Source organism: Kitasatospora sp. NPDC101108 (assembly GCF_055584725.1).
Map to the genome: position 1 here is coordinate 1 of NZ_JBVJLM010000039.1, position 20,145 is coordinate 20,145.

18 protein-coding genes are annotated in these 20,145 nt (G+C 74.7%); 2 read left to right on the forward strand and 16 right to left on the reverse strand.

Annotation, left to right across the window (positions count from 1 at the left end; genetic code table 11):
* Window positions 1–315: 315 nt before the first annotated feature.
* Window positions 316–2,895 carry a DUF4132 domain-containing protein gene (locus tag ACZ6Z8_RS37970; protein WP_465614526.1) on the reverse strand — a complete coding sequence of 860 codons (2,580 nt, stop codon included), beginning with the start codon at window positions 2,893–2,895 and terminating at the stop codon, window positions 316–318.
* Entirely contained in the window at window positions 2,895–3,293 is a 399-nt protein-coding gene (locus ACZ6Z8_RS37975) for a hypothetical protein (protein ID WP_465614527.1), read from the reverse strand. The genes ACZ6Z8_RS37970 and ACZ6Z8_RS37975 overlap by 1 nt, the downstream gene beginning before the upstream one ends.
* A gap of 118 nt (window positions 3,294–3,411) precedes the next feature.
* On the opposite strand from ACZ6Z8_RS37975, the gene ACZ6Z8_RS37980 reads away from it, so the two are divergent.
* Window positions 3,412–4,989: a phytoene desaturase family protein gene (locus ACZ6Z8_RS37980; protein WP_465614528.1), complete on the forward strand. Its 1,578-nt coding sequence runs from the start codon at window positions 3,412–3,414 to the stop codon at window positions 4,987–4,989.
* A 71-nt stretch (window positions 4,990–5,060) separates the two neighbouring features.
* Here ACZ6Z8_RS37980 and ACZ6Z8_RS37985 read toward each other — a convergent pair whose 3' ends face one another.
* The 10 genes from ACZ6Z8_RS37985 to ACZ6Z8_RS38030 form a co-directional block, all read right to left on the reverse strand.
* The gene (locus ACZ6Z8_RS37985; protein WP_465614529.1) at window positions 5,061–5,771 is read right to left on the reverse strand and encodes a hypothetical protein; all 711 of its coding nucleotides are present in this window, start codon (window positions 5,769–5,771) and stop codon (window positions 5,061–5,063) included.
* A 374-nt stretch (window positions 5,772–6,145) separates the two neighbouring features.
* A complete protein-coding gene (locus ACZ6Z8_RS37990; RefSeq protein WP_465614530.1) occupies window positions 6,146–6,997 on the reverse strand; it encodes an NADase-type glycan-binding domain-containing protein in 852 nt (283 codons plus the stop codon).
* Window positions 6,998–7,462: 465 nt separating this feature from the next.
* The gene (locus tag ACZ6Z8_RS37995) at window positions 7,463–8,026 is read right to left on the reverse strand and encodes a phage tail protein I (RefSeq protein ID WP_465614531.1); all 564 of its coding nucleotides are present in this window, start codon (window positions 8,024–8,026) and stop codon (window positions 7,463–7,465) included.
* The gene (locus tag ACZ6Z8_RS38000) at window positions 8,023–9,984 is read right to left on the reverse strand and encodes a putative baseplate assembly protein (RefSeq protein ID WP_465614532.1); all 1,962 of its coding nucleotides are present in this window, start codon (window positions 9,982–9,984) and stop codon (window positions 8,023–8,025) included. The genes ACZ6Z8_RS37995 and ACZ6Z8_RS38000 overlap by 4 nt, the downstream gene beginning before the upstream one ends.
* Complete coding sequence (locus ACZ6Z8_RS38005) at window positions 9,984–10,496, reverse strand: GPW/gp25 family protein (RefSeq protein ID WP_465614533.1); 513 nt, start codon at window positions 10,494–10,496, stop codon at window positions 9,984–9,986. Before ACZ6Z8_RS38005 ends, ACZ6Z8_RS38000 begins: the two co-directional genes overlap by 1 nt.
* Window positions 10,493–10,804, reverse strand: a complete 312-nt coding sequence (locus ACZ6Z8_RS38010) for a PAAR domain-containing protein (protein ID WP_465614534.1) — start codon at window positions 10,802–10,804, stop codon at window positions 10,493–10,495. The genes ACZ6Z8_RS38005 and ACZ6Z8_RS38010 overlap by 4 nt, the downstream gene beginning before the upstream one ends.
* A 46-nt stretch (window positions 10,805–10,850) precedes the next feature.
* Complete coding sequence (locus ACZ6Z8_RS38015) at window positions 10,851–12,629, reverse strand: VgrG-related protein (RefSeq protein WP_465614535.1); 1,779 nt, start codon at window positions 12,627–12,629, stop codon at window positions 10,851–10,853.
* Entirely contained in the window at window positions 12,626–13,348 is a 723-nt protein-coding gene (locus tag ACZ6Z8_RS38020; protein WP_402829963.1) for a CIS tube protein, read from the reverse strand. The genes ACZ6Z8_RS38015 and ACZ6Z8_RS38020 overlap by 4 nt, the downstream gene beginning before the upstream one ends.
* A gap of 95 nt (window positions 13,349–13,443) precedes the next feature.
* Window positions 13,444–13,869, reverse strand: coding sequence for a phage tail protein (locus tag ACZ6Z8_RS38025; protein WP_402829961.1), 426 nt, complete (start codon window positions 13,867–13,869; stop codon window positions 13,444–13,446).
* Between the two features lie 55 nt (window positions 13,870–13,924).
* Window positions 13,925–14,212, reverse strand: coding sequence for a hypothetical protein (locus tag ACZ6Z8_RS38030; protein ID WP_465614536.1), 288 nt, complete (start codon window positions 14,210–14,212; stop codon window positions 13,925–13,927).
* A 1,762-nt stretch (window positions 14,213–15,974) separates the two neighbouring features.
* Here ACZ6Z8_RS38030 and ACZ6Z8_RS38035 point away from each other — a divergent pair.
* Window positions 15,975–16,415 (forward strand): hypothetical protein, encoded by a 441-nt coding sequence (locus ACZ6Z8_RS38035; RefSeq protein ID WP_465614537.1) that lies wholly within the window; start codon window positions 15,975–15,977, stop codon window positions 16,413–16,415.
* Window positions 16,416–17,232: 817 nt separating this feature from the next.
* Here the strand turns inward: ACZ6Z8_RS38035 and ACZ6Z8_RS38040 are convergent.
* The 4 genes from ACZ6Z8_RS38040 to ACZ6Z8_RS38055 are packed head-to-tail and all read right to left on the reverse strand — an operon-like array spanning window position 17,233 to window position 19,959.
* A complete protein-coding gene (locus ACZ6Z8_RS38040; protein WP_167344961.1) occupies window positions 17,233–17,391 on the reverse strand; it encodes a DUF6760 family protein in 159 nt (52 codons plus the stop codon).
* Complete coding sequence (locus ACZ6Z8_RS38045; RefSeq protein ID WP_465614538.1) at window positions 17,388–17,918, reverse strand: hypothetical protein; 531 nt, start codon at window positions 17,916–17,918, stop codon at window positions 17,388–17,390. The genes ACZ6Z8_RS38040 and ACZ6Z8_RS38045 overlap by 4 nt, the downstream gene beginning before the upstream one ends.
* Complete coding sequence (locus ACZ6Z8_RS38050) at window positions 17,915–18,355, reverse strand: phage tail protein (RefSeq protein WP_030290301.1); 441 nt, start codon at window positions 18,353–18,355, stop codon at window positions 17,915–17,917. The genes ACZ6Z8_RS38045 and ACZ6Z8_RS38050 overlap by 4 nt, the downstream gene beginning before the upstream one ends.
* Window positions 18,356–18,408: 53 nt before the next feature.
* A complete protein-coding gene (locus ACZ6Z8_RS38055) occupies window positions 18,409–19,959 on the reverse strand; it encodes a phage tail sheath family protein (protein ID WP_465614539.1) in 1,551 nt (516 codons plus the stop codon).
* Between the last annotated feature and the right edge of the window lie 186 nt (window positions 19,960–20,145).

Sequence of the window (20,145 nt, forward strand, 5' to 3'; positions counted from 1 at the left end):
GCTTGACGCCCCGTCCGACGTTCCAAACTCTAGCCGACCCCCGCTCCGAAAAGCGAATCCAGCCGAATCCAGTCGCAATCCCGATAAACAGGCACACCAAAGCGATACCTGGTGTTTCTGAGGGATTGGCCGCCCCGGGACCGTCCGCGCAGATCCTGCGTGTCCGGTGCTCCCTGCCGAGCGACTGGGAGACAGTACCCCTACTCGGCGCTCGAAACAAATGCCCTGCCCGGGGCTGCCGCCGAGGAGGTCCGATGGCCCCGGGCAGGGCTGTCTTGCACCAGGTGAAGCCACCGGGCTCTGCCCCACGGGCGGTCAGCGCTGCCCCAGTTGGGCGGTGATCGCCGGATCGGTGATCGCCGTGTCATCGGCCAGCATGACCGCCTTGCTGAGGATGACCGCCAGCATCCGGTCGCCCTCGAACGGCAGGTACGGCAGATACGAACCGTCCGGGGCACCCGCCGGCCCGTCGGCCGGGCCGTCCGAGGCCGGCACGATGCACAGGTAGCGGTCGTCGGGCGTCATCAGGACGTTGCCCGAGCCCAGGTGGATGCGGTACGTGTGCAGTTCGCCGCGCACCTCCAGGAAGCGCCCCTCCACCGTGCAGCGCGCCCCGACCGCCAGCCGGGGCAGCAGCCGCGCCAGCAGCTCGCCGCGCTCGCGGGCGCTCTGCGACAACTCGCCGAAGCCGTAATCCCGCCAGTAGTCGCGGTAGCGCCCCTCCGGCCCGCCGTCCGACCAGGTCGGGTCGTTGCCGACACTGCACACGCCCACGAACAGGTCCACGTCGCGCAGTACCTCGCTCAGCACCAGGGGCGGCACCTCCGTGAGCGGCACCGGCTCGGGTGTCTCGACTCCCGGGACCATGAGCGGGCCGAACCGGCCGCTGCCCGCGTGGGTGAGGTTCTCCGGCGCGTCGATCGGGTAGAAGCGCACCTGGTCGGTGCCCAGGTGGTCGAAGGTCTCTCCCCAGTCCGCGTCCGTGCCGTTCACCCAGAACTCGGCGCGCAGGCCCCACTCGGGCAGCAGGCGCTTCGGAGCCGCGACGGAGTTGTCCACCGCCAACTGCAGCTGGCTGTGCCAGCCCCGTGCGCCCGCCAGCGCGTGGAACCGGTGCTGGCGCAGCACGTGTGCGGCGAAGCGGTTGGAGTAGACCCGGGTGTGCTCCTCCGCCGGGGTGAGCAGGTACACCTCCCGGTGCGCCTGCTTGAAGGGCTGGACGACTCGGTGGCGTTCCAGCAGGGCGCGCCAGGCAAGCACCTCCTCGGCCGGGTGGCCGACCGGGTGCCACAGTTCGACCACCGCGTCGGCGGCGGGCGCGGGCTCGTCGCCGGTCAGGGTGCGCAGCGCGCCGTCCAGCCAGGCGCAGGCCGTGCCGTCGACGGTCCAGATCAGCCGACGGGCCACGGTACCGACCAGCGGGTGGTCCACGATGCGCTCCCGCCAGGCGCCGTACCGCCAGCTGCGCCGGGCCAGGAACTGCCGGTCCAGCCGCTCGGACTGGGCGGTCAGCATCTTCTCCAGATCCTTGACCTCCGCCTTGAACTCCTTCAGCGCGTCGGCGTGTTCGCGGCGCACCGAGGCCGGCGGGGACTTCACCGGGCGGCCGGCCTCGTTGTACCAGGTCTGCCGCACCCGGGTGCCTTCCACCAGCAGCTCCACCCGGGCGTCGCCGAAGCGCTCGACGCGTCGGCCCGGCTCCGTCATTCCGTAGCTGGGGACGGCGAGTTCCTCGATCTCGGCCCGGCCGAGGCCGAGCGCCGCAGCCCGGTCCCGGAGCGCCTTGTCGAGTTCCTTGACGGTGCCCTTGTACGTCACCCGGGTGGTGAGGACGGCCAGTTGGGCGAGCCCCTCCTCGCCGTCCAGGCGGGCGAGGCCGTGCACGGCGGCGTTGGCCACCTTGGGCGCCTGGGGGCCGATGCCGGGCACCTTGCGCAGCGCGTGCTCCACCAGTCGCCCCAGCACCCGGGCGCTCTCGGGACGGGCGGGGGCCAGGGGCAGCAGCAGGGCGATTCCGCGCAGCGCGTCCAGGTTGTACGGGTCGAGCTGGCCGGCGCCCGCGCCGTCCGGGTCCGCGACCAGTTCGAGGGTGCGCGGGCGGCCGACCAGCGAGAGCCACTCGGTCATCCGCTCGCGGGCCCGTTCCGGACCGACCGCGTCGATCAGCTCCCTCCCGGCCCGCTCCCAACGGCCGGTGGGCTTCGCCGACTTGGCCTCGAAGGCGTGCTTGAGCAGGGCCGCCCAGGGGCCGCCCCCTCCCCCGGCCGGACCGCGCCGCGCACCGAGCCGGGCGTCATGGAACTCGGCGTCGAGTTCGGCGACGTCGGCGAGGACCCGGTCGGCCCAGGCCTCGCCGGGGCTGAGCAGCGGCTCGGTGAGCGCCGCCGCCAGGTCGACGACGGCGCTGTGGTGGGGCCGGATCGACAGGGCGCTGCGACGGACGCCGGCGACCACCGCGGCGTCGACCGGCCGGCCCGCGGCGATCTCCTCGCCGATCAGCGCCTCCGCCTCGTGGAGCTCGGTGAGGAGCCACTGGCGGCCCATCAGGTGCAGGCGGTCCTCGCGGAGCTCACGGGCCGGCCCCGGCGGGAAGCCCCGGGACACCGTGGCGGCCAGGTGGATCAGCGCGGTGCGTTCCCGCCTGATCCGCTCGGTCTCCACGGGCCGCCACAGCATCAGCGTCCACTGCACCAGGCCCGCCACCAGCGCGGCCCGGGTGTTCCGGTGCAGTTCGAGCAGCCGCTCGCGGACGGGCTGCACCCGCTCGTCGGACCAGTCGCCGCCTATGGCGGCGTCGACCTCCGACAGCGCCGCCACGATCCCGTCCACGTGGCCGGTGTCGAGCGCGTCGAGCAGCCGGGCCGCCGCGGAGTCGAAGGGATCGGTCGTCGTCATCAGCCACCCACCAGCGGAACGAGTTTCAGGAAGCACACCTCGGTGTCGGCGCGCAGGTCCAGCTCGGCGTCCAGGTCCTCGATCTGCCGGTCACCGACGAGCACCAGGAAGCCGTTGCGGCCGAACGCCTCGACGGCGTCGAGGAACTGCCGCTCGGGGTCGACCGCACGATCCGCCTCCGGCCGCCGGTGGTCCCCGTTGAGGGTCCGCTCGACCGGCGTCGGCTGCACGGGGCGGTGGAACGCCCCGGGGCGGCCGGCATCGTGTTCGGCCACCTCCCGGTGCACCCGGCGGCGGATCAGCTCGCGCAGCGTCAACCGCTCCTCGGCGACGGCGAGCCGCCACGCGTCCCGCCGCACCCCCGATGTCGTCTCGTCGACGAAGATCACTGTCGCCATGCCGCAGACCCTAGCCACCGGCACCGACAGGGTGCCCTGCGGGACGGGCCGGCACCCTCGGACCGGCCTGCGTGCGCACCCTGTTCCCCGGCCCGCCCGGGTGCCGTACCGTGACCGGATGACCACGATCGTGTCTTCCCGGTACGACGCCGTGATCGTCGGCGGCGGGCACAACGGACTGGTGGCCGCGGCCTACCTGGCACGGGCCGGCCGACGGGTGCTGGTCCTCGAACGGCTGCCCCGGGTCGGCGGGGCCGCCGTCTCCACCCGCGCCTTCCCGGGCGTGGACGCCCGGCTGTCGCGCTACTCCTACCTGGTCAGCCTGCTGCCGCGGAAGGTGGTCCGGGACCTCGGACTGCGGCTGGAGCTGCGCCGGCGCCGGATCGCCTCCTACACGCCCACCGAGCGGGACGGGAAGCCCACCGGCCTGCTGGTCGACGCGGCCGACCCCGACCGGACCCGGGAGTCGTTCCGGGCGCTGACCGGCGGCGACCGGGAGTGGCAGGCCTGGCAGCGCTTCTACGGGATGACCGGGGAAGTCGCCCGGCGGGTGTTCCCGACGCTCACCGAGCCGCTGCCCGCCCGCGCCGAGCTGCGCCGACTGGTCGACGACGAGGCGGCCTGGACGGCCCTGTTCGAGCGGCCGCTCGGCGAGACCGTCGAACGTGCCTTCACGGACGACCTGGTGCGCGGGGTGGTCCTGACGGACGCGCTGATCGGCACCTTCACCCACGCCCACGACCCCGGACTCCGGCAGAACCGCTGCTTCCTCTACCACGTGATCGGCAACGGAACCGGCGACTGGGACGTCCCGGTCGGCGGGATGGGCGCGGTGACCGACGCACTGGCCGGGGCTGCGCTGACGGCCGGCGCGGAGATCCGGACCGACTGCGAGGTCACCGCCGTCGCCACCGACGGCCGCGGTGACGCCGAGGTGACGTACCGGCACCGGGACGGCGAAACGACGGTGGCGGCGCCCAAGGTCCTGGTGAACGCCGCGCCGGCCGTCCTGGCCCGGCTGCTGGGCGAGGAGTCGGGGCCCGCGCCGGAGGGCTCCCAGCTGAAGGTCAACATGGTGCTGCGCCGCCTGCCGCGGCTGCGGGACGCCGCCGCCGACCCGCGCGATGCCTTCGCCGGAACCTTCCACATCGCCGAGGGCTACCGCCAGTTGGAGACCGCGTACGCCGAGGCGCTGGCCGGTCGGATGCCCTCGGCGCCGCCGTCCGAGATCTACTGCCACACGCTGACCGACCCGTCGATCCTGGGCCCGGAGTCCGCCCGGCAGGGGCTGCAGACCCTGACCCTGTTCGGTCTGCACATGCCCGCCCGGCTGTTCGGCGACCCTGCGGCCAAGGAGCGCGCCCTGGCCGCGAGCCTGTCGCAGCTGGACGCGGTGCTGGCCGAGCCGATCGCCGACTGCCTGGCCACGGACGCCGACGGACGGCCCTGCGTCGAGGCCCGGACGCCGCCGGAGCTGGAGCGGGAGATCGGCCTGCCGGGCGGCCACATCTTCCACCGGGATCTCGCCTTCCCCTTCGCCGACGAGGAGCCGCCGGACGCCGCCACCCGCTGGGGCGTGGCCACGGCCCGCCCGAACGTCCTGCTGTGCGGGGCGGGCGCCGTGCGCGGCGGCGGCGTCAGCGGCATCCCGGGGCACAACGCGGCGCAGGCCGTCCTGGCGGACCGGAGCCGCTGACGGGGCCGTCCCGGCGCCGGTCGGGCGCCGGGACGGCCCGGGCGTTCACCCCTGGGCGCGGGCGTTCACACCTAGGCGCGGGCGAGCACCCAGCCGCCGAGGCCGTCGCAGGCGCCGGCGTTGTAGCTGGTGGAACGGAAGCCGGGCGGGACCGGGGAACCCGGGCAGGTCCACAGGCCCACGCGGGCGGTGTTGTGGCGCCAGGCCCCGGCGCCGTCGCAGCCGGCCGTGATGTGGCCGGTGATCACGTAGCCGGCCACCACCGGGGAGCCCGAGCAGGTCCAGATCCCGTCGTGCGGCAGGCTGTGCTGCCAGGCGCCGATGCCGCCGCAGCCGGCCCGCAGGTGGTTGCTGATGACGTAGCCGGGTACGACGGGCGAGCCGGAGCAGGTCCAGATGCCGTCGCGGACGAGGTTGTGGCGCCACGCGCCGATCCCGCGGCAGCCGGAGGTCAGGTGGTCCGTGATCACGTAACCGGACACCACCGGGGAGCCGGAACAGGTCCACATCCCGTCCTTGACCGGCTGCTGGTACCAGGAGCCGTAGCCGCCACAGCCCGCGGGGTCGTGGTCCGTGATGACGTTCCCGGCGGCCACGGGCTGCCCGGAGCAGGCCCACTTGCCGGCGAAGCCCCACGCGGGCTTGGCCTCCGCCACGGACATGCCCGAGACCGTGCCGCCCAGGGCGACGGCCGCGACCAGGGCGACCGCCGCCGCGACGGCCCCGGCGCCCCGGCCGACGACCAGCGCCGTCGCACGTTTCCACAGCTGACTAAGAATCATATTCCGTGCGCTCCAAGGGTGTTGGGGATAGTCGGAGTCCCGACGAGCCGGACTCCCGGCGGCGGAACGAGAGTCACCCTAGGTGGTGGTGGCGTGAAAATTCAGCGGAGGATCCAAGAATTCCGTCCCGGCGCCCCACCTTGTCCGAAAGCCGTGGTCGATGGAGACCTGGGCGCCCCTGCGGCCGGGGTGGAGGTCGCCGAGGATTCCGGCCACCTGGTCGTCGGCGGCCCGGTCGCCGGAGCAGGGAACCGGGCGGACCGCCTGCCGGCCCCTCGTCCCGGGGCCGCTGTTCGCTGCCAGCCAAGGAGGTCTCGCTGAACCGCCTCCACTTCCTCCGACGCCGCCGCTCCGGTGGGCTCAGGTGTGTTTGCTCAGGTGCGTTTGAAGAACTCCACCTCCGCCAGGGCGATGGTGCGGCCAGGACCGGTCCCGGCCGCCTCGCGGACGGTGAGCTTCACCTGGACGACGTCGCTGATCCCGGTCGTCACGGTCTGCGGGCCCGGCTGGTCGTTGAGGGTGAGCTCCCTGCGGTGCAGTTCCCCGCCCGAGGAGGTGACCTCCAGGGACAGCACCAGCGGACGGCCCTGGCGCCGGAACTGCTCCGGGTCCGCGGAGGCGCCGGTGTGGATGATCAGGTCGACCAGCCGGAACGGGGTGCGGAAACTGAAGCTGACCGAATCGCCGATGGCGGGCGCCCCCCAGTAGCTGTTGCTGAGGCCGTCGGCGGCCGCGGTCGCCGGATGGCCCTCGACGGCGGCGCTCGCCGAGGTCAGCGAGGGGGTGATCGGGGCGGTGCTGCGGACCTTGTCCAGCACGTCCTGGAAGGCGCTCACGCCGACCGGATACAGCAGGATTCCCGCCACCACCAGGGCGGCCAGCACGACCAGAGCGATGGTGCGGCGCAGCGCGTTGCCCGAGCCGCCGATCCGCACCCGGCGGCGGAACGGCCAACGGGTCCGCCACCAGGGCAGTTTCGACGGCGGCGCGGTGACGGACAGCGGCGCGGCGCAGCGGCGGCAGAACCGGCGCTCGGGCAGGTTGGGGGTGCCGCACCGGGGGCAGGGCGGGCCGTCCTGGACCTCGTCGGCCGCGGACGCCCGGACGACGGGGCGCGGTGCGACGGGCTTGGCGGGCTGGACGGCCACCGGATCGGCCTGCGGTCGGCCTTCCGGTCCGGTTTGCGGGTCGGCCTTCGGGTCGGGGGCGGGGGCCTGCGGGGGCACCGGCGCCGGGGTGGGGGTGGCGGCGGGCGCCGGGGACGGAGTCGGCGCGGGAGCCTGCGGGGCCCGGGGCTCCTCGACGGGTTCGGGCGGTGGCGCGGCGGCCGGGGCGGGCGGCTGGTTCCGCCTGCTGCGCGCGGTGACCCGGCGGGAAACGTTCCGCCAGGTGGACTCGGTGCGCCCGGTCTCGGGTACGGCGGGCGCAGCGGACTCGACGGGCGCAGCGGCTTCGGCGGGCGCAGCGGCTTCGGCGGAGGCAGGGGGCTCGGCCCGAGCCGTGGACCCGGTCTCCGGCGCGCCGGCCCTCGGCGCCGGCGCCGATTCGGTCCGCACGGGAGCCGCCGGTGCCGGTGCCGGTGCGGGCGCCGCGGCGGCCGTCCGCGACCACCCCAGGTACGCACCGCAGTTGCCGCAGAAGTCGTCCCCCTCCCCGTTGGCCGTCCCGCAGTCCGGGCACACCGGCATCCGTCAGCCCTCCGTTCGCCCGGGTGGACCGGGCAGGATCTCGACCCGGCAGGTCAGGTGGACCGGGCAGCCCGCCCGGACGGCGGCCAGCACCTGGTCCTCGTCCAGGCCCGCGCCGTGCAGCGGCCAGACCCGGATCAGCACCTCGCCGCCCGGCGCGGGAAGCGGTGCGCCGCCGGGTTCGGCCGTCCAGGAGACCCCGCCGCCGTCCGCGATCTCGGAACCGGCGTCGAGCACCAGGCGCAGCCGCTCGGCGAGTCCGCGCCGGGTGCCGCGCCACCGGTGCAGTTCCACGGCGCGCCCGACCACCGCGCGCTGGACCTCCTCCGGCCAGGCCGGGTCGAGGTCCACCGCGAGCCAGGAGGCCAGCCAGTCCAGGAAGTCGGTGGGAGCGAGGCGGGGCCGGAAGTAGGCGGGCAGGTTGTCCAGGGTCGCGAACACGGGGGCGAGGACGGTGTCCAGGCCGGCCGTGAAGCGCTGGGCGAGGTCGTCGTCCGCGAACAGCGCGGGCAGCAGCTCGCCGATCGGGTGCGGGCTGGCCAGCCCGGGAACGGCGGCCCTGGTCATGACGCCCCGTCCTGGTCGGCCGCGGTGACCACGATCTGGTGCTGGTGCGAGAAGACCAGGGCGTCCGGGGGGACGTCGACCCGCTCGGCGGGCGCGCCCCGGCGGCCGGTGATCGGGTCGGCCGGGAACAGTCGCAGCTCCTCGACCCCCGCGACGGCGGCCACCCGCTGGAGCACGGCGAACACCTCCCCGTACTGCACCGCCCGGCCGAACGGCCAGCCCGAGCCGTCGGCGCCGCCGCGCAGCGGGTTGAGGTAGCGGTAGAGGGCGTCGAGGGTCGCCTCGCGGACCCGGTCGGGGTCCGCGGCGCGTGTGGTGAGCCGGGCGACCACCGTCACGCCCTGGTAGGTGGGCGGCTGGACGAGGATCCGGGTGCCGATCAGCCGCCGCTCGTCCAGGGCGGTCGCCACGGCGGCCAGCACCTGCTCGTCGGGGATGAGCTGCTCGAACCGCAGCCGCTCGCCCTCGTCCGCGACGGCGTCGGGGACGACCAGCACCCGCACCGCCCCGGCCCCGCCGTCCTCCGCGGGCACGCAGCTGACCCGGGCGGCGGAGGGCGCCGCCTGCCGGGCGATCAGCTCGAAGTCCCCGGCGGTGACGGCGCGTTCCTGCAGCCGCAGCTGGTGCGGGGCGCGCAGTTTGGCGTTCTCCACGGTCTCGCCGTCGACCCCGCCCCTGGCCGCCTCGCGGTTGTCCACCCGCGCGATGTACGGGACGGAGCTGCGCAGCACCGTGACGGTGTTGCGGGCGATGTTGCCCGCCGCCCCGCCGCCGGTGCGGTAGCGCGGGACGCGCAGCCGAGCGCCCTTGGGCGGCACCGCGCCGAAGGCGCGCAGGCTGCCGTCGGGCTCCCGGACGGCGGGCGGGAGCTGGAACTCGCCGGTGGTCGCGTCGAGCACCACGTGCCGGTCGGCGGGCGTGGAGTCGCCGAAGTGTTCGACGACCGTCCACGGCTGCCAGCCGTCCCCGGCCGAGACCTCGACCATCGGGGGCCCGTCGTCCAGCAGCACCGGCGGCCGGGCGAGCCGGAAGCGCTGGCCCGCGACGCCCTCGGAGGTGCCGAGCGGCGCGTCGGTGACGGTCTGGGCGTGGACGGCGGTCGCGGTGCCGCCGACGGTGAACACCTCGGCCCGGCGGACGGTCGGGGACTCGGAGTAGAACGGCTGGCCGGGGTGCGGCTGGGTGACCCGGCAACGCAGCCAGCCGGCCCGGCGGCCGGCGACCACCGAAGCGGTGTGTCCGGCGGGTACGAACACCACGACCTCGCCGGGCCGGTTGAGGCCGCCGGTGGTGTCGCTGCCGGTCTCGCAGCCGATCCAGCGCGCGCCGTCCCAGATCTCCCAGGCCAGCGGCGGCTGGCGCGGGTCGACGCCGACGCCCTCCACCCGGCTGTCCAGCCGGACGGCCAGGATGCAGCGCGGGACGACGGCGGGCAGGGCGAACAGCATGGCGTCGCCGACCGCCGGGCGCGGCTGGAAGCAGGGCACGTCCGCACCGTCGGCCAGCCGGGCGGTCGCGTCGGAGTGCTCGCCCGCGGCGGAGACGGTGACCAGCCGCTCCAGCGAGCTGGGGACGATCGGGAGGTCCTCGGCGGTGGCGAAGACCACCGCGTCGTCGGTCTCGGTCCGCAGGGTGGAGACCTCGGTACCGGCCCGCAGCAGGACCGTCTCGGGCTGCGGGGCGGAGAGCCAGAAGTCGACCTCGGCCCGGGCCGCGGCGGGCGGGAAGAGCCGGATGCCCAGCAGGTCGAGGAAGGCGGCGTAGTTCTTCTCCGGCACCCGGTTCAGCCGGTAGAGCAGCTGGTCCACCAGGTAGGCGAAGGTCTCGATGAGGGTGACGCCCGGGTCGGAGACGTTGTGGTCGGTCCACTCCGGCGCGCGCTGCTGGACGTAGCGCTTGGCCTCGTCGACGAGTTGCTGGAAGCGGCGGTCGTCCAGGTTCGGGGAGGGCAGGGCCATCAGCGCTCACCCCCGCCCACCGTCGCCGGGAAGTCCGTCGTCGGGAACCCCGTCGCCGGGAACCCTGCCGCCGAGGACCCCGCGGCCGGGGGCCCCGCCGCCGGGAACTCGGTGTCCGGCGACTCCGGGATCGTGTAGAAGGGAAAGACCAGGTTGCGGCGGTCGTTGGTGGCCCGCACGGTGTAGTGGACGTCGATGTAGAGGGTGCCCTCGTCGACCCGGTCGAAGGCGATCACCACGTCGTCGACCCCGATCCGCGGCTCCCAGCGTTCCAGCGCGATCCGCACCTCGCGGGCGATCCGCCCGGCGGTGGAGCTGTCGCCCGGGGCGAAGACGTACTCGTGGATGCCGCAGCCGAACTCCGGGCGCATCGGCCGCTCGCCGGGGGCGGTGCCGAGGATCAACCGGATGGCCTCCGCGATCTCCCGGTCCCGCTCCACCATGCCGATGCCGCCGGTGGCGCTCACCCGCAGCGGGAAGGCCCAGCCCCGGCCGATGAAGTTGCTGGTCACGCCGGCCCTCCGATCAGCACGTTGAACGCCCCGGCGACGATGGCGGCGCCGCAGGTGGTCCTGTCACCCATCCGGGCAGCGGGGAATCCGCCGATCAGCGTCACCCCCCTGATCACCGTGCCGAGTTCGGGCTCCACCAGGTTGGCGGGGCCCATCTCCGCGTGCGGGACGCAGGCGTGCAGGCTGCCGACCACGGCCGCGGGGCGGCCGCCGATCAGCACGGTCTCCACCGCGAGGGCGCCCGGCGGCGGGGTGGCGAGGGTGCCGCCGTGATCGGTGGGGTCGCCACTCCGGGCTGCGGGGGGCATGTACGGTCTCCGTTCCGTTCCACTACTGGTTCTGATTGACGCTGCGTCAGTTGATGTGCACGAAGCCACCCTTGATCACCGCCAGGGCTCCGCCGTCCACGGCGACCTCCGTCGTGCCCCGGATCGTCACCGATCCGCCGCGCACGTCGACCGCGCCGGTGCCCGCGTCGAGGGTGATGCCGGTGGGCGACAGGCGCACCGTACTCGTCCCGGCGCCGGCCGCGCCGTGCACGGTCAGCACGATCTCGCCCTGCCGCTGGTCCAACCGGACCTCCAACTTCCCGTCCCCGCTGGCCAGTCGGACCCCGGAGCTGCCGCCCGGCACGTCCAGCAGCTCCAGCCGGTGGCCCGAACGGGACACCACGGAACGGCGGTTGACCTTGCCCGCCGTCGCGTCGACCAGCGGCACGTCGTGCGGCGAGGGCCGGTCCACGCCGTTGTACAGGCCGCCCAGCACGTACGGGCTGTCCAGGTCGCCCTGCTCGAAGCCGACCAGCACCTCGTCGTTGACCTCGGGGCTGACCACGCCGCCGCCCCCGTGGCCGCCCCACTGCACGGTGCGCACCCAGTCGGAGACGTAACTGTCGTCCAGCCAGGGGAACTTCAGTTTCACCCAGCCGCGCTGCCCGTCCCCCGGCTCCCGGAGGTCGGTGACCACGGCGACGGCCAGACCCGGCATCCGGGGACCGCGCGGCGGCGCGTTGCCCCCGGTCGCGAGTCCGGCCAGCGAGCGGTCGGGCGACGCGCTGACCACCACGGTGGTCCGGTAGCCGCGGAACGGTTCCAGCAGGTGGCGCACCCCGGTGGCGGTGTAGCGGCCGGAGAAGGCGGCGCCGACGTTCCCCAGCGCGACGGCGGTCCCCGCCCGCAGCCGCGGATTGCCCTCGACGACCGCCTCCAGCTCGCCGAAGCCCGCGGCCACCGAGGCGGCCAGCGACCGCGCCACGGCGGTGGTCTCCGCCTGGGTGCGGTACGGGGTGTCGGCGACCGTGAGCCGGGCCCGGCCGGGGAAGGCGGAGGCCACCACCGAGGGGCTCATCCCCGGCAGCACGCCCGGTGAGGCCACCGACGGCTCGGCGGCCACCAGGGCGCTCTTGGTGGTGACGTTCCAGCCGCGCGCCTCGACCGTGTCCGCGCCGGCCGCGCCGGTCAGCACACCGCGCAGTTCCAGCAGGTTGCGGCCGTACTCCAGCACCAGCGGGTTCTGCGGCGCGGGCGTGGTGGGGGCCGGTGCCGTGGAGGCGGGCTGCGGCCGGACGAACTCCAGCTTCCCGTCGTCGTCCACCCGCACCTGCGCGCCGCTCTCCGCCGCCAGGAACTGGAGGAACTCCCAGTCCGGGACGTTCGCCTGGGAGAGCTGCTGGTGCACGACCGGGAAGGAGTCGACCCGCCCGCAGGCCAGGCCCGCACCGGCGGCGACCTCTCGGACGATGTCGGCGGTCGTCATGTTCCGGAAGGCCTTCACCCGGCGCCCGCGCATCAGCCGGTGGGTGACCGCCGAGGCCCGCACCACGGTGTACGAGCCCGTGGTGTCCACCTCCAGCTCCAGCGCCGTCACCTCGCCGGTGAACAGCCGCACCTGGGTGTGCCCCTGCACGGTGACCACGGACACCCGCAGCTCGGTGCCGATGGTGATGCCCGTCGCGGACAGGAAGGTGTGGTCCGCGTCCCGGAAGCTCAGCACCGCCGTGTCGGGCAGACCCACGCTCTCCTCGATGTCGCAGGACACCAGCTGGGCCGCCCAGGCCGGCGGCAGCGGCCCCGGTGCCTCGACGACGGGATCCGCGGCGAACGGCCGGCCGCCACGGGCCTCGGGAGTGGTCATCGCCGCCCGCCCCGGGTGAGCTCGTCGATCCCCGGCACGATCAGCTCCGACCCGGGGACCAGGACCAGCGGGTCGTCGATGTCGTTGGCCTCGGCGATGGTGCGCCAGGCCGTCGCGTCCCCGTACGCGCGCCAGGCGAGCAGCGGCAGGCTGTCGCCCGCGATCACCCGGTGGGTGCTGCGGGCCTCCGGCGAACCGGAGGTCGGGTTCTGCCCGGCCGGGTCGACGCTGGCCTCGTCGATCGAGAGGGAGCACACCGCGCGCAGCGGATTGCCGTCCACGTCGAAGAGCGTGTAGGTGACCGACAGGCCGGTCAGCACCCCGTTGAACGAGGTCGTCTTCAGGGTGCCCCAGTCCAGCCGGATCCACGGGCTGGCCGGCGTCTTGCGCGCCAGGCTCGTCGGGGTGGGCACGCAGGCCGTCATCAGCTGTTCCACCGCCCGCTCCACCGAGTTGTCGTGGGTCGCGGTCGAGTCCAGGAACACGTCGAGCGACAACGAGCGCGGACCGCTGCCGACGAACTCCGGCAGGGCCGACTGGCCTGCCATCCGCGACGGCGTGCGCCGCCACTCGGTGGTCTTGCGCAGCACCAGGGTCGCCGGGTTGAACTGCAGCGGAAGCCGCGCGATCGCGCCGCCGGGCTGGGCGCCGACCGTGGACGGGGGCTCCATGATGGTCAGTTGGGCCCGGGTGACGCTCGCGGGGACCGCCGAGGACATCTGCTGCTCCTTACGTGGGTGGGGCCGACTTCGGTGCCGATTGCGAACCGCGAACCGCGAACCGCCAACCGCGAATCGCGAGCCGGGCACCGGGATCAGGACGGGCGGAGACCCGCGTGGGCGATCTCCAGACTCTCCACCGCGGCCTGGGAGGTGGCGGGGTCGAAGGACGGGCCGTCCCAGCGCACCGGGACGATCCCCAGCACCTGCCAGCCGACGATCCGGCTCAGGTCCGGCCGCAGCGCCACGATCTCGCCGTCCTTCGGCTCGACCTTCCGGACGGTCTCGCCCAGCCACCGCGCGATCTTGGCGCTGTCCGCGGTGACCGCCCGGGTCAGCGTGATGTTCGACCAGGTGATGCGGCCCGGCAGCTGCCAGGCGAAGCCGTTGTTGCCGCCCTCCGCGTACTGCTCGATCTCGACCTGGGCGCCGAGGCCGGAACAGGTGGTGAACTCGCCCAGGTCGTTGCCGCCGATGGTCAGGCTGAAGAACACGCTGCTCGCGAAGATGTTGTCGGTCATCGGTCCCCGTTCCCTGCTTTCCGGTGCCAGTCACGTCGATGGGGTCGTCCCGCGCTCAACGACGCAGGTCGTACGGTCTGCCGGCCCGCTCCCGGCCCCGGCGCAGCTCGGTGCGCAGCAGCCGGCCGACCGGTTCGACCAGGCGCCGGGCCAGCTCGTCCAGGTCGGCGGGCCCGGCGCCGTCGGGAGCCCCGGTCGGTTCGGCGGACGGGGAGGCCTTTCCCTGGGAGCCGCCTGCCGGGGAGGCCTTCGCGGGAGCGGCCTGGACGGTGCTCGGCCGACTCGCCGGGACGGCGGTCAACGGCACCCCGGACAGGCCCGCCTGCTCGGCCACCCGCTGCAACAGCTGCGCCGTACCGGGCGCGGGCGGTACGGACGGGGTGCCGGCGGGGCGTGCGGGCGGGGTGCTGACCGGGCGCGCGGGTGTCAGGGCTCGCGAGACGACCGGTGACGGGGGCGTCGGTGGTGGCGGTGGCGGTGGCGGTGGTGGCGGTGGCGGAAGGGGGCGGGACACGGCCGGCAGCCGCTGAAGCGACTGGCTCGCCGGGGGTACGGGCCGCACCACGGGTGCGGGCGGAGTGCTCTCGGCGTGCCCGGGCGGCAGGGCTCGCGGCACCACCGGCGAAGGCGTCGCCGGCAGCTCCGGTGACGGCACCCGCTGAACCGGCGGGGGCGCGATCCGGACCACGTACGCGGGCGACACCGCCGCCGCCGTACGGGCAGGTCGGGGCCGACTGCCCGGCGCGGTCGCCGTCGGAGCAGCCGAACTCTGCTGCGCAGAAGAAGGATTGGCCCGCGTCCGCCCGGAGCGCCGACGATGCACGGCAGCCACGGCCCCACCCACCGCCGCTGCGGCGCCCGGAGCGCCGGAGGAGCCCGAACTCTCCTGCACCGCAGGGCGATCGACGGCCGGCCGGCCGCCCCCACGCTCCGAGGCACGCCTGGCACGCGAGCGTTGCACCGCAGCGACGACCCCGCGCAGCACGCCCGGACCGGACGACCGGCCCACGGCCTCGGCGGTACCCGGCGCACCGCTCGGCGCCGAACTCCCCTGCGCCGCAGGACGATCGGCGGCCGTCTGGCCGCTCTGGCGGTCGAGTGCACGGGAGGAACGCGAGCGTTGCACAGCACCGACGACCCCGCGCAGCACGCCCGGAGCGGACGAACCGCTCGCCGCTTCGGTCACCGACTGCCCGGTCGCGGCCCGCCTCTCCCCCGCACTCGGTGAACGGCGTGGCGCTGGGTGCTGCGGAGCGGCAGCGATCCCGCCCTCCCGGCCGCCGCCGGAAGGCCGTAACGGCCGGGACGACCCAGACGGCCCAGACGACCGCGACGGCCCCGCAGCCGGATCGTCGTCGTTCGCACGGGACGCGAGCGCGTTGGGCCAGACCGCGGGAACCACGGGCGGCGGAGGCGGAGGCGGCGGTGCCGTACGGGAACCGGGGATGGGTGCGGTGCTGCTGCCCGCGAAGGGCGCCGCCGACGTGGCGAGGGCCACCGACATCGGGCGCCCGCCGATCAACCCACGTCTCCTGCCTACGAGTTGGACCGCCCGCTGCACGCCCAAGCCACCAACGGCCGGACTCACCGGAACAGTCACTGACCTGACCTGGCCGCTGGTGGCCCGCGGCTCGGCAGGGCCGCTCCGCGTCGGCGCAGCTGCCCCGCCGTTTTCCGTCCGTGCAAGCAGGGTTGGGCCCGTGGCAGTGCTGCCGGCCGGCGAGGTGGCACCCTGCGCACGTGGCCCTTCGCCGACCGCCGGCGCGCTCCGCTCCGCCGGCCCACCGGCATCTCGGCCTCCGGCATCGCCTGCCGACGGGCCCGCGACACGCCGGAGCGGTCGGTGCCCGCCGACCGACGGCGCAGTAGCGCCCGGCGCGGCCGCCGACGGCGGCAGGGCGTCGAGCGGCGCGCCCAGGCCGCCGCGCGTGCGGGCAGGGGCAGGCGACGGCGGGGTGCGCGGGGCAGTACCGGCGGGCCGCCCGGACGACGTGCGCTGAACAGGGAGGCCGCCTCCGTGCTCGGGGCGGACCCCCGGCTGCCGTGAACTGTCGGGCCCGCTCGCCCCAGGGACGGCGGACTCCGTCGCCGCACGGATGACGGGCATGGCCGGCGCACCCGAGTCGCGTTCGGCGCCCTGGGAACCGACGGCAGCCACGGGTGCGGCGCTCGCGGGCAACGCGGTCAGGGGCGCGCCGAGGACCGGACGGGCAGGTGCTTCGGCGCTCCTCGCGGCGGCGCGCTGGACCACCCCGTCGACCGAGCCGCCCGTCAGGGGCGCCGGCGCGGGCGCGGCGACCCCGCCGCTCACCGACGGGCTCGGCCGCTCGGCCGGTTCGTCCGTCACGGCTGCCGGGAGCACCGGTTCGTCCGTCACAGCTGCCGGCAGCACCGGTTCGGCGTCCTGGCGCGGCGGCTCGGTGACCATCTCGTTCGCCCTGCGCGGCCCGGGGACCGCCGCCACCGGACGCACGGGCAACGCGCGCGGCCGCCGCGCCACGGTCAGCGGTCCACTGACGGGACGCGGCCGTACGGAACGGCCCTGAGCCCGGTCCGCCGTGTCGCTCCGACGCGGCGACTTGTCGATCCCCTCCGGCACCTGAGTGCCGGGCTTCCGAGGGCCGGCCTCGGGCACAGCGGGCTCCGGCACGGCAGGCGTCATCGCATCAGGCTTCGCCTCGCTCTGGACCGGGGCACCAGGCGTCGCCGCACCGCCCTCCGCCCCGCCCCGCCGTACGCCTGCACCCTTGTCTGCACCCGCACCCGCACCCGCACGCGTACCTGCCGCACGCGGCCCCGACCGCACGGGCAGCCGTCGTACCCGGACGGCCCGCTGGACCGGCGGCACCCGCCGCCGTCCCCCCTCGCCTTCCGGGTGGCCCGCCGCCTCGCCCTCGTCCACCCCGCCGCCCGTGCCGGCCGGCAGGACGAGTTCGTCCCCGCCCCCGGCGACCGTCGCCGGGCCACCCGGCGCCACCACCGCCCGCAGGATGCCGACCGGTGCGGTCGGCAGAACGGCGTGGCCGAGCGGCCCGCACAGCGAGGGGTCCTGCCAGGAGGCCAGCCGGGAGCGGAACTTGAGGCCGTCGCTGACCCCGTGCCCCGCCCCGGCCAGGGTCGGGACGAGCGGCGTCACCGCGCGCCATCCGCCGTCCCCGGCCGCCGGGCGTTGCTGCCGGGCCGCCCCAGGCACGGTCTCGCCCGTACCGGCGGTCCCGCCTTCCGACACGGGACCGCCGGGCGCGCGACCGCCGGATGCGCGACCGCCGGACGCAGGAGCGCCGGACGCGGCTCCGCCGGGCGGCGCGACAGCACCGTCAGCCCGACGCCGCCGCGCGATCCAGTCCCGCACCCCCACCCCGCTCACCCACCCTCGTTGACCCTGGAGTTGATGCGCGCGATCTCGCGCACCCACTGCCCGCGCTCGCGGTGGGTCAGGTCGAGGAGGTCCTCGCGCGGCCAGTGGAAGTGGTAGGCGATGTACGCGATCTCCTCGTACAGCCGAGCAGGCGCGTACGTCACGATTCCCCCAGGCGCCCACCGGCGAGGTCGACCTCGAAGGCGCCGTCGCAGTGCGGGCAGGTCACCGCGGCGCGCGTGTGGCCTTCGCTGTTGATCCGCTGGTAGAGGTCCTGGAGGAAGGCGACGTCGGTGGCGTACATCCGCTCGACGATCCCGGCGTGCACGTCGGTGACGTCGCCCAGCCTGGTGATGACGTGGCTGAGCAGCACCACGCTGAGGTAGGCCGGGTTCTCCTTGACCCGCAGGTCGATCTGCGGCATCAGCTCGTCCCGGGCGGTGGCCAGCCGCATCGCGCCGTGGCGGTGCACGGTGCCCTCGTCGTCGACGTAGCCGAGCGGCAGCTCGAACTCGAACTCGGTCTGCGGCCCCCGCCCCCGGGGCGTGGCCGGCCCGGCCTGCGGCGCGGCGCCCTGCTGGCCCGGGACCGGCCCTGCGCCCGTACCCGCGCCCGTTGCCGCGCCGCTCGGGAGCGGCCCCTGGGCGGGGGCCCGTTCCAGCAGCTCGTCCAGGCCGATCTTCCGCCTCATTCGACGCTGATCTCCTCGAACACGATGGTCACGGTCTCGGTCGCCGCGCTGGACTCGCCCGCGCTGAGCGTGGGGCCCTCCCAGCGGCTCGCCCAGGCGTTGGTCAGCTGGATGCGTCGCAGGGTGGCGCCGGTGGTGTCCTTGACCTCGATGGTGAGGTTCTGCCGGGCGGTGTTGATCGCCCCGTTGTTGAGGGTCTCCTTGATCCAGTCCGTGAACGCGCCGCTCTTGTCCAGGCCGCGGGTGATGGTCACCTCGCCGGGCAGCCGGGCGCCGGGCTGCTTGCGGACGATCAGCTTGCCCTCTTGGGTCACCTGCTTGTACTCGACGACGTCCTGTTCGACCGTCAGGTTGCTGATCTCCTTGACGGACTCGACGTTGTAGCCGCCGAGTTGGACGCCGAATATGTGTGTGGAGAGCGGATCGCCTTCAGCCATGGCGTGTTGTCACCTTCCGATGCGTTGGGTGCCGACAGGACGACGGGGCCGGGTCACTCGTTGACGAGGCTCGTGCTGTCGGAGAACTGGGCCAGCCGGAACACCACGAACTCGGCCGGCTTCACCGGGGCGACACCGATCTCGCAGATCACCTGGCCGAGGTCGATCGACTCCGGCGGGTTGTTGTCGCGGTCGCACTTGACGTAGAAGGCCTCGGCCGCGGTCTGGCCGAACAGCGCCCCGCGCCGCCACTCCTCGGTGAGGAAGGCGGTGATGTTCCGGCGGATGCTGGACCACAGCCGGTCGTCGTTGGGTTCGAAGACCACCCACTGGGTCCCCAGGAGGATCGATTCCTCCAGGTAGTTGAAGAGTCGGCGCACGTTCAGGTAGCGCCAGGCGGGGTCGGAGGAGAGGGTGCGCGCGCCCCAGATCCGGATGCCGCGCCCGGGGAACGCCCGTACGCAGTTGACGCCGATCGGGTTCAGCAGGTCCTGTTCGCCCTTGCTGAGCCGCAGTTCCAGGTCCACCGCGCCGCGGATGACCTCGTTGGCGGGCGCCTTGTGCACGCCGCGTTCGGAGTCGCTGCGCGCCCACACCCCGGCCACGTGCCCGCTCGGCGGGACCAGCACGTTGCGGCCGCTGGCCGGGTCGAAGACCTTGATCCACGGGTAGTAGAGGGCGGCGTAGCGGGAGTCGAAGCCCGCCTCCTCGTTGCGCCAGGTGCGCATCCGCTGGGCGTTCAGACCGGGCGGCGGGTCGAGGACGGCGATCCGGTCGCCCATCTGCTCGCAGTGCGACATGACGGCCAGCTGGACGGTGCGCAGTCCCTCGTCGTCGAGGTCGCCGCGCTGGTAGGCGCTCATCAGGTCGGGCACCGCGACCATGGTGATCTCGTCGATCGCCTCCAGGCCGGAGAAGCCGGTCCGGGCGGCGGCGTCGCCGACGTACTCGGCGGGGTCGAGCCGGGAGGCGGGGGCCGCGACCGGCCCCGGCGCCACGGCGGGGGCGGCGGCGAGCGCGTGGGTCTGCCGCTCGGGGCGGCTCGGCGCGGTGCCGGGCTGTTCGGCGACCGCGACCAGCTTGGACTCGCGCAGCTGGGTGACGACGTACCCCTTGGTGTTCTTCCGGGTCGAGACGTCATAGGTCTCCACGACCTCGGCGCCGCGGCGCACCAGCACCCGGAAGCGGTCCTCGGGGACGTTCTCGCCCTCCGCGTCGGCGATCTCGACGGACACCTCGCCGCCGGCGCCGGGCAGCGCCGAGAACAGGAAGCCCGCGACGGCGACCGGCGGGGCCGCGACGGCGGCGGGTGCCGGGGCGGCGCCGGCGGCCCGCCGGTCCGGGTCGCCGACCCGGACGACGTAGGCGGAGCCGCCGCCGTTGGCGAAGAAGCCGTAGACCGCGTGCGCCAGGTAGGTGCCTTCGGTGAACCCGCCGAACCGCTGAACGTACTGGTCCCAGTTGGTCACCAGCGTGGGCTCGTGGAAGGGACCGGATCCGGCGAAGCCGACGAAGGCGGCGACGGCGGTGCCGACCCCCTCGATCGGCCGGGCACCGGACTGGACCTCCTCCACGTACACACCCGGGGTGAGGTACGACGGCATACGCGCTCCTTCGGCTGGCCAGTCATTTCGCCGGTCGTTCGCTGATCGCTGACTGATCGCTTACTGATCACTCGCCCCCGAGTCTGCGGTCCGGGCGCCGGCCGGACCATGTCCCGGGGTCCCGGACCGGGGGCAGGACCGGCTGCCCCCGGCGGACAGCCCGACGGGTCCGCGCGGGCCGCCCCG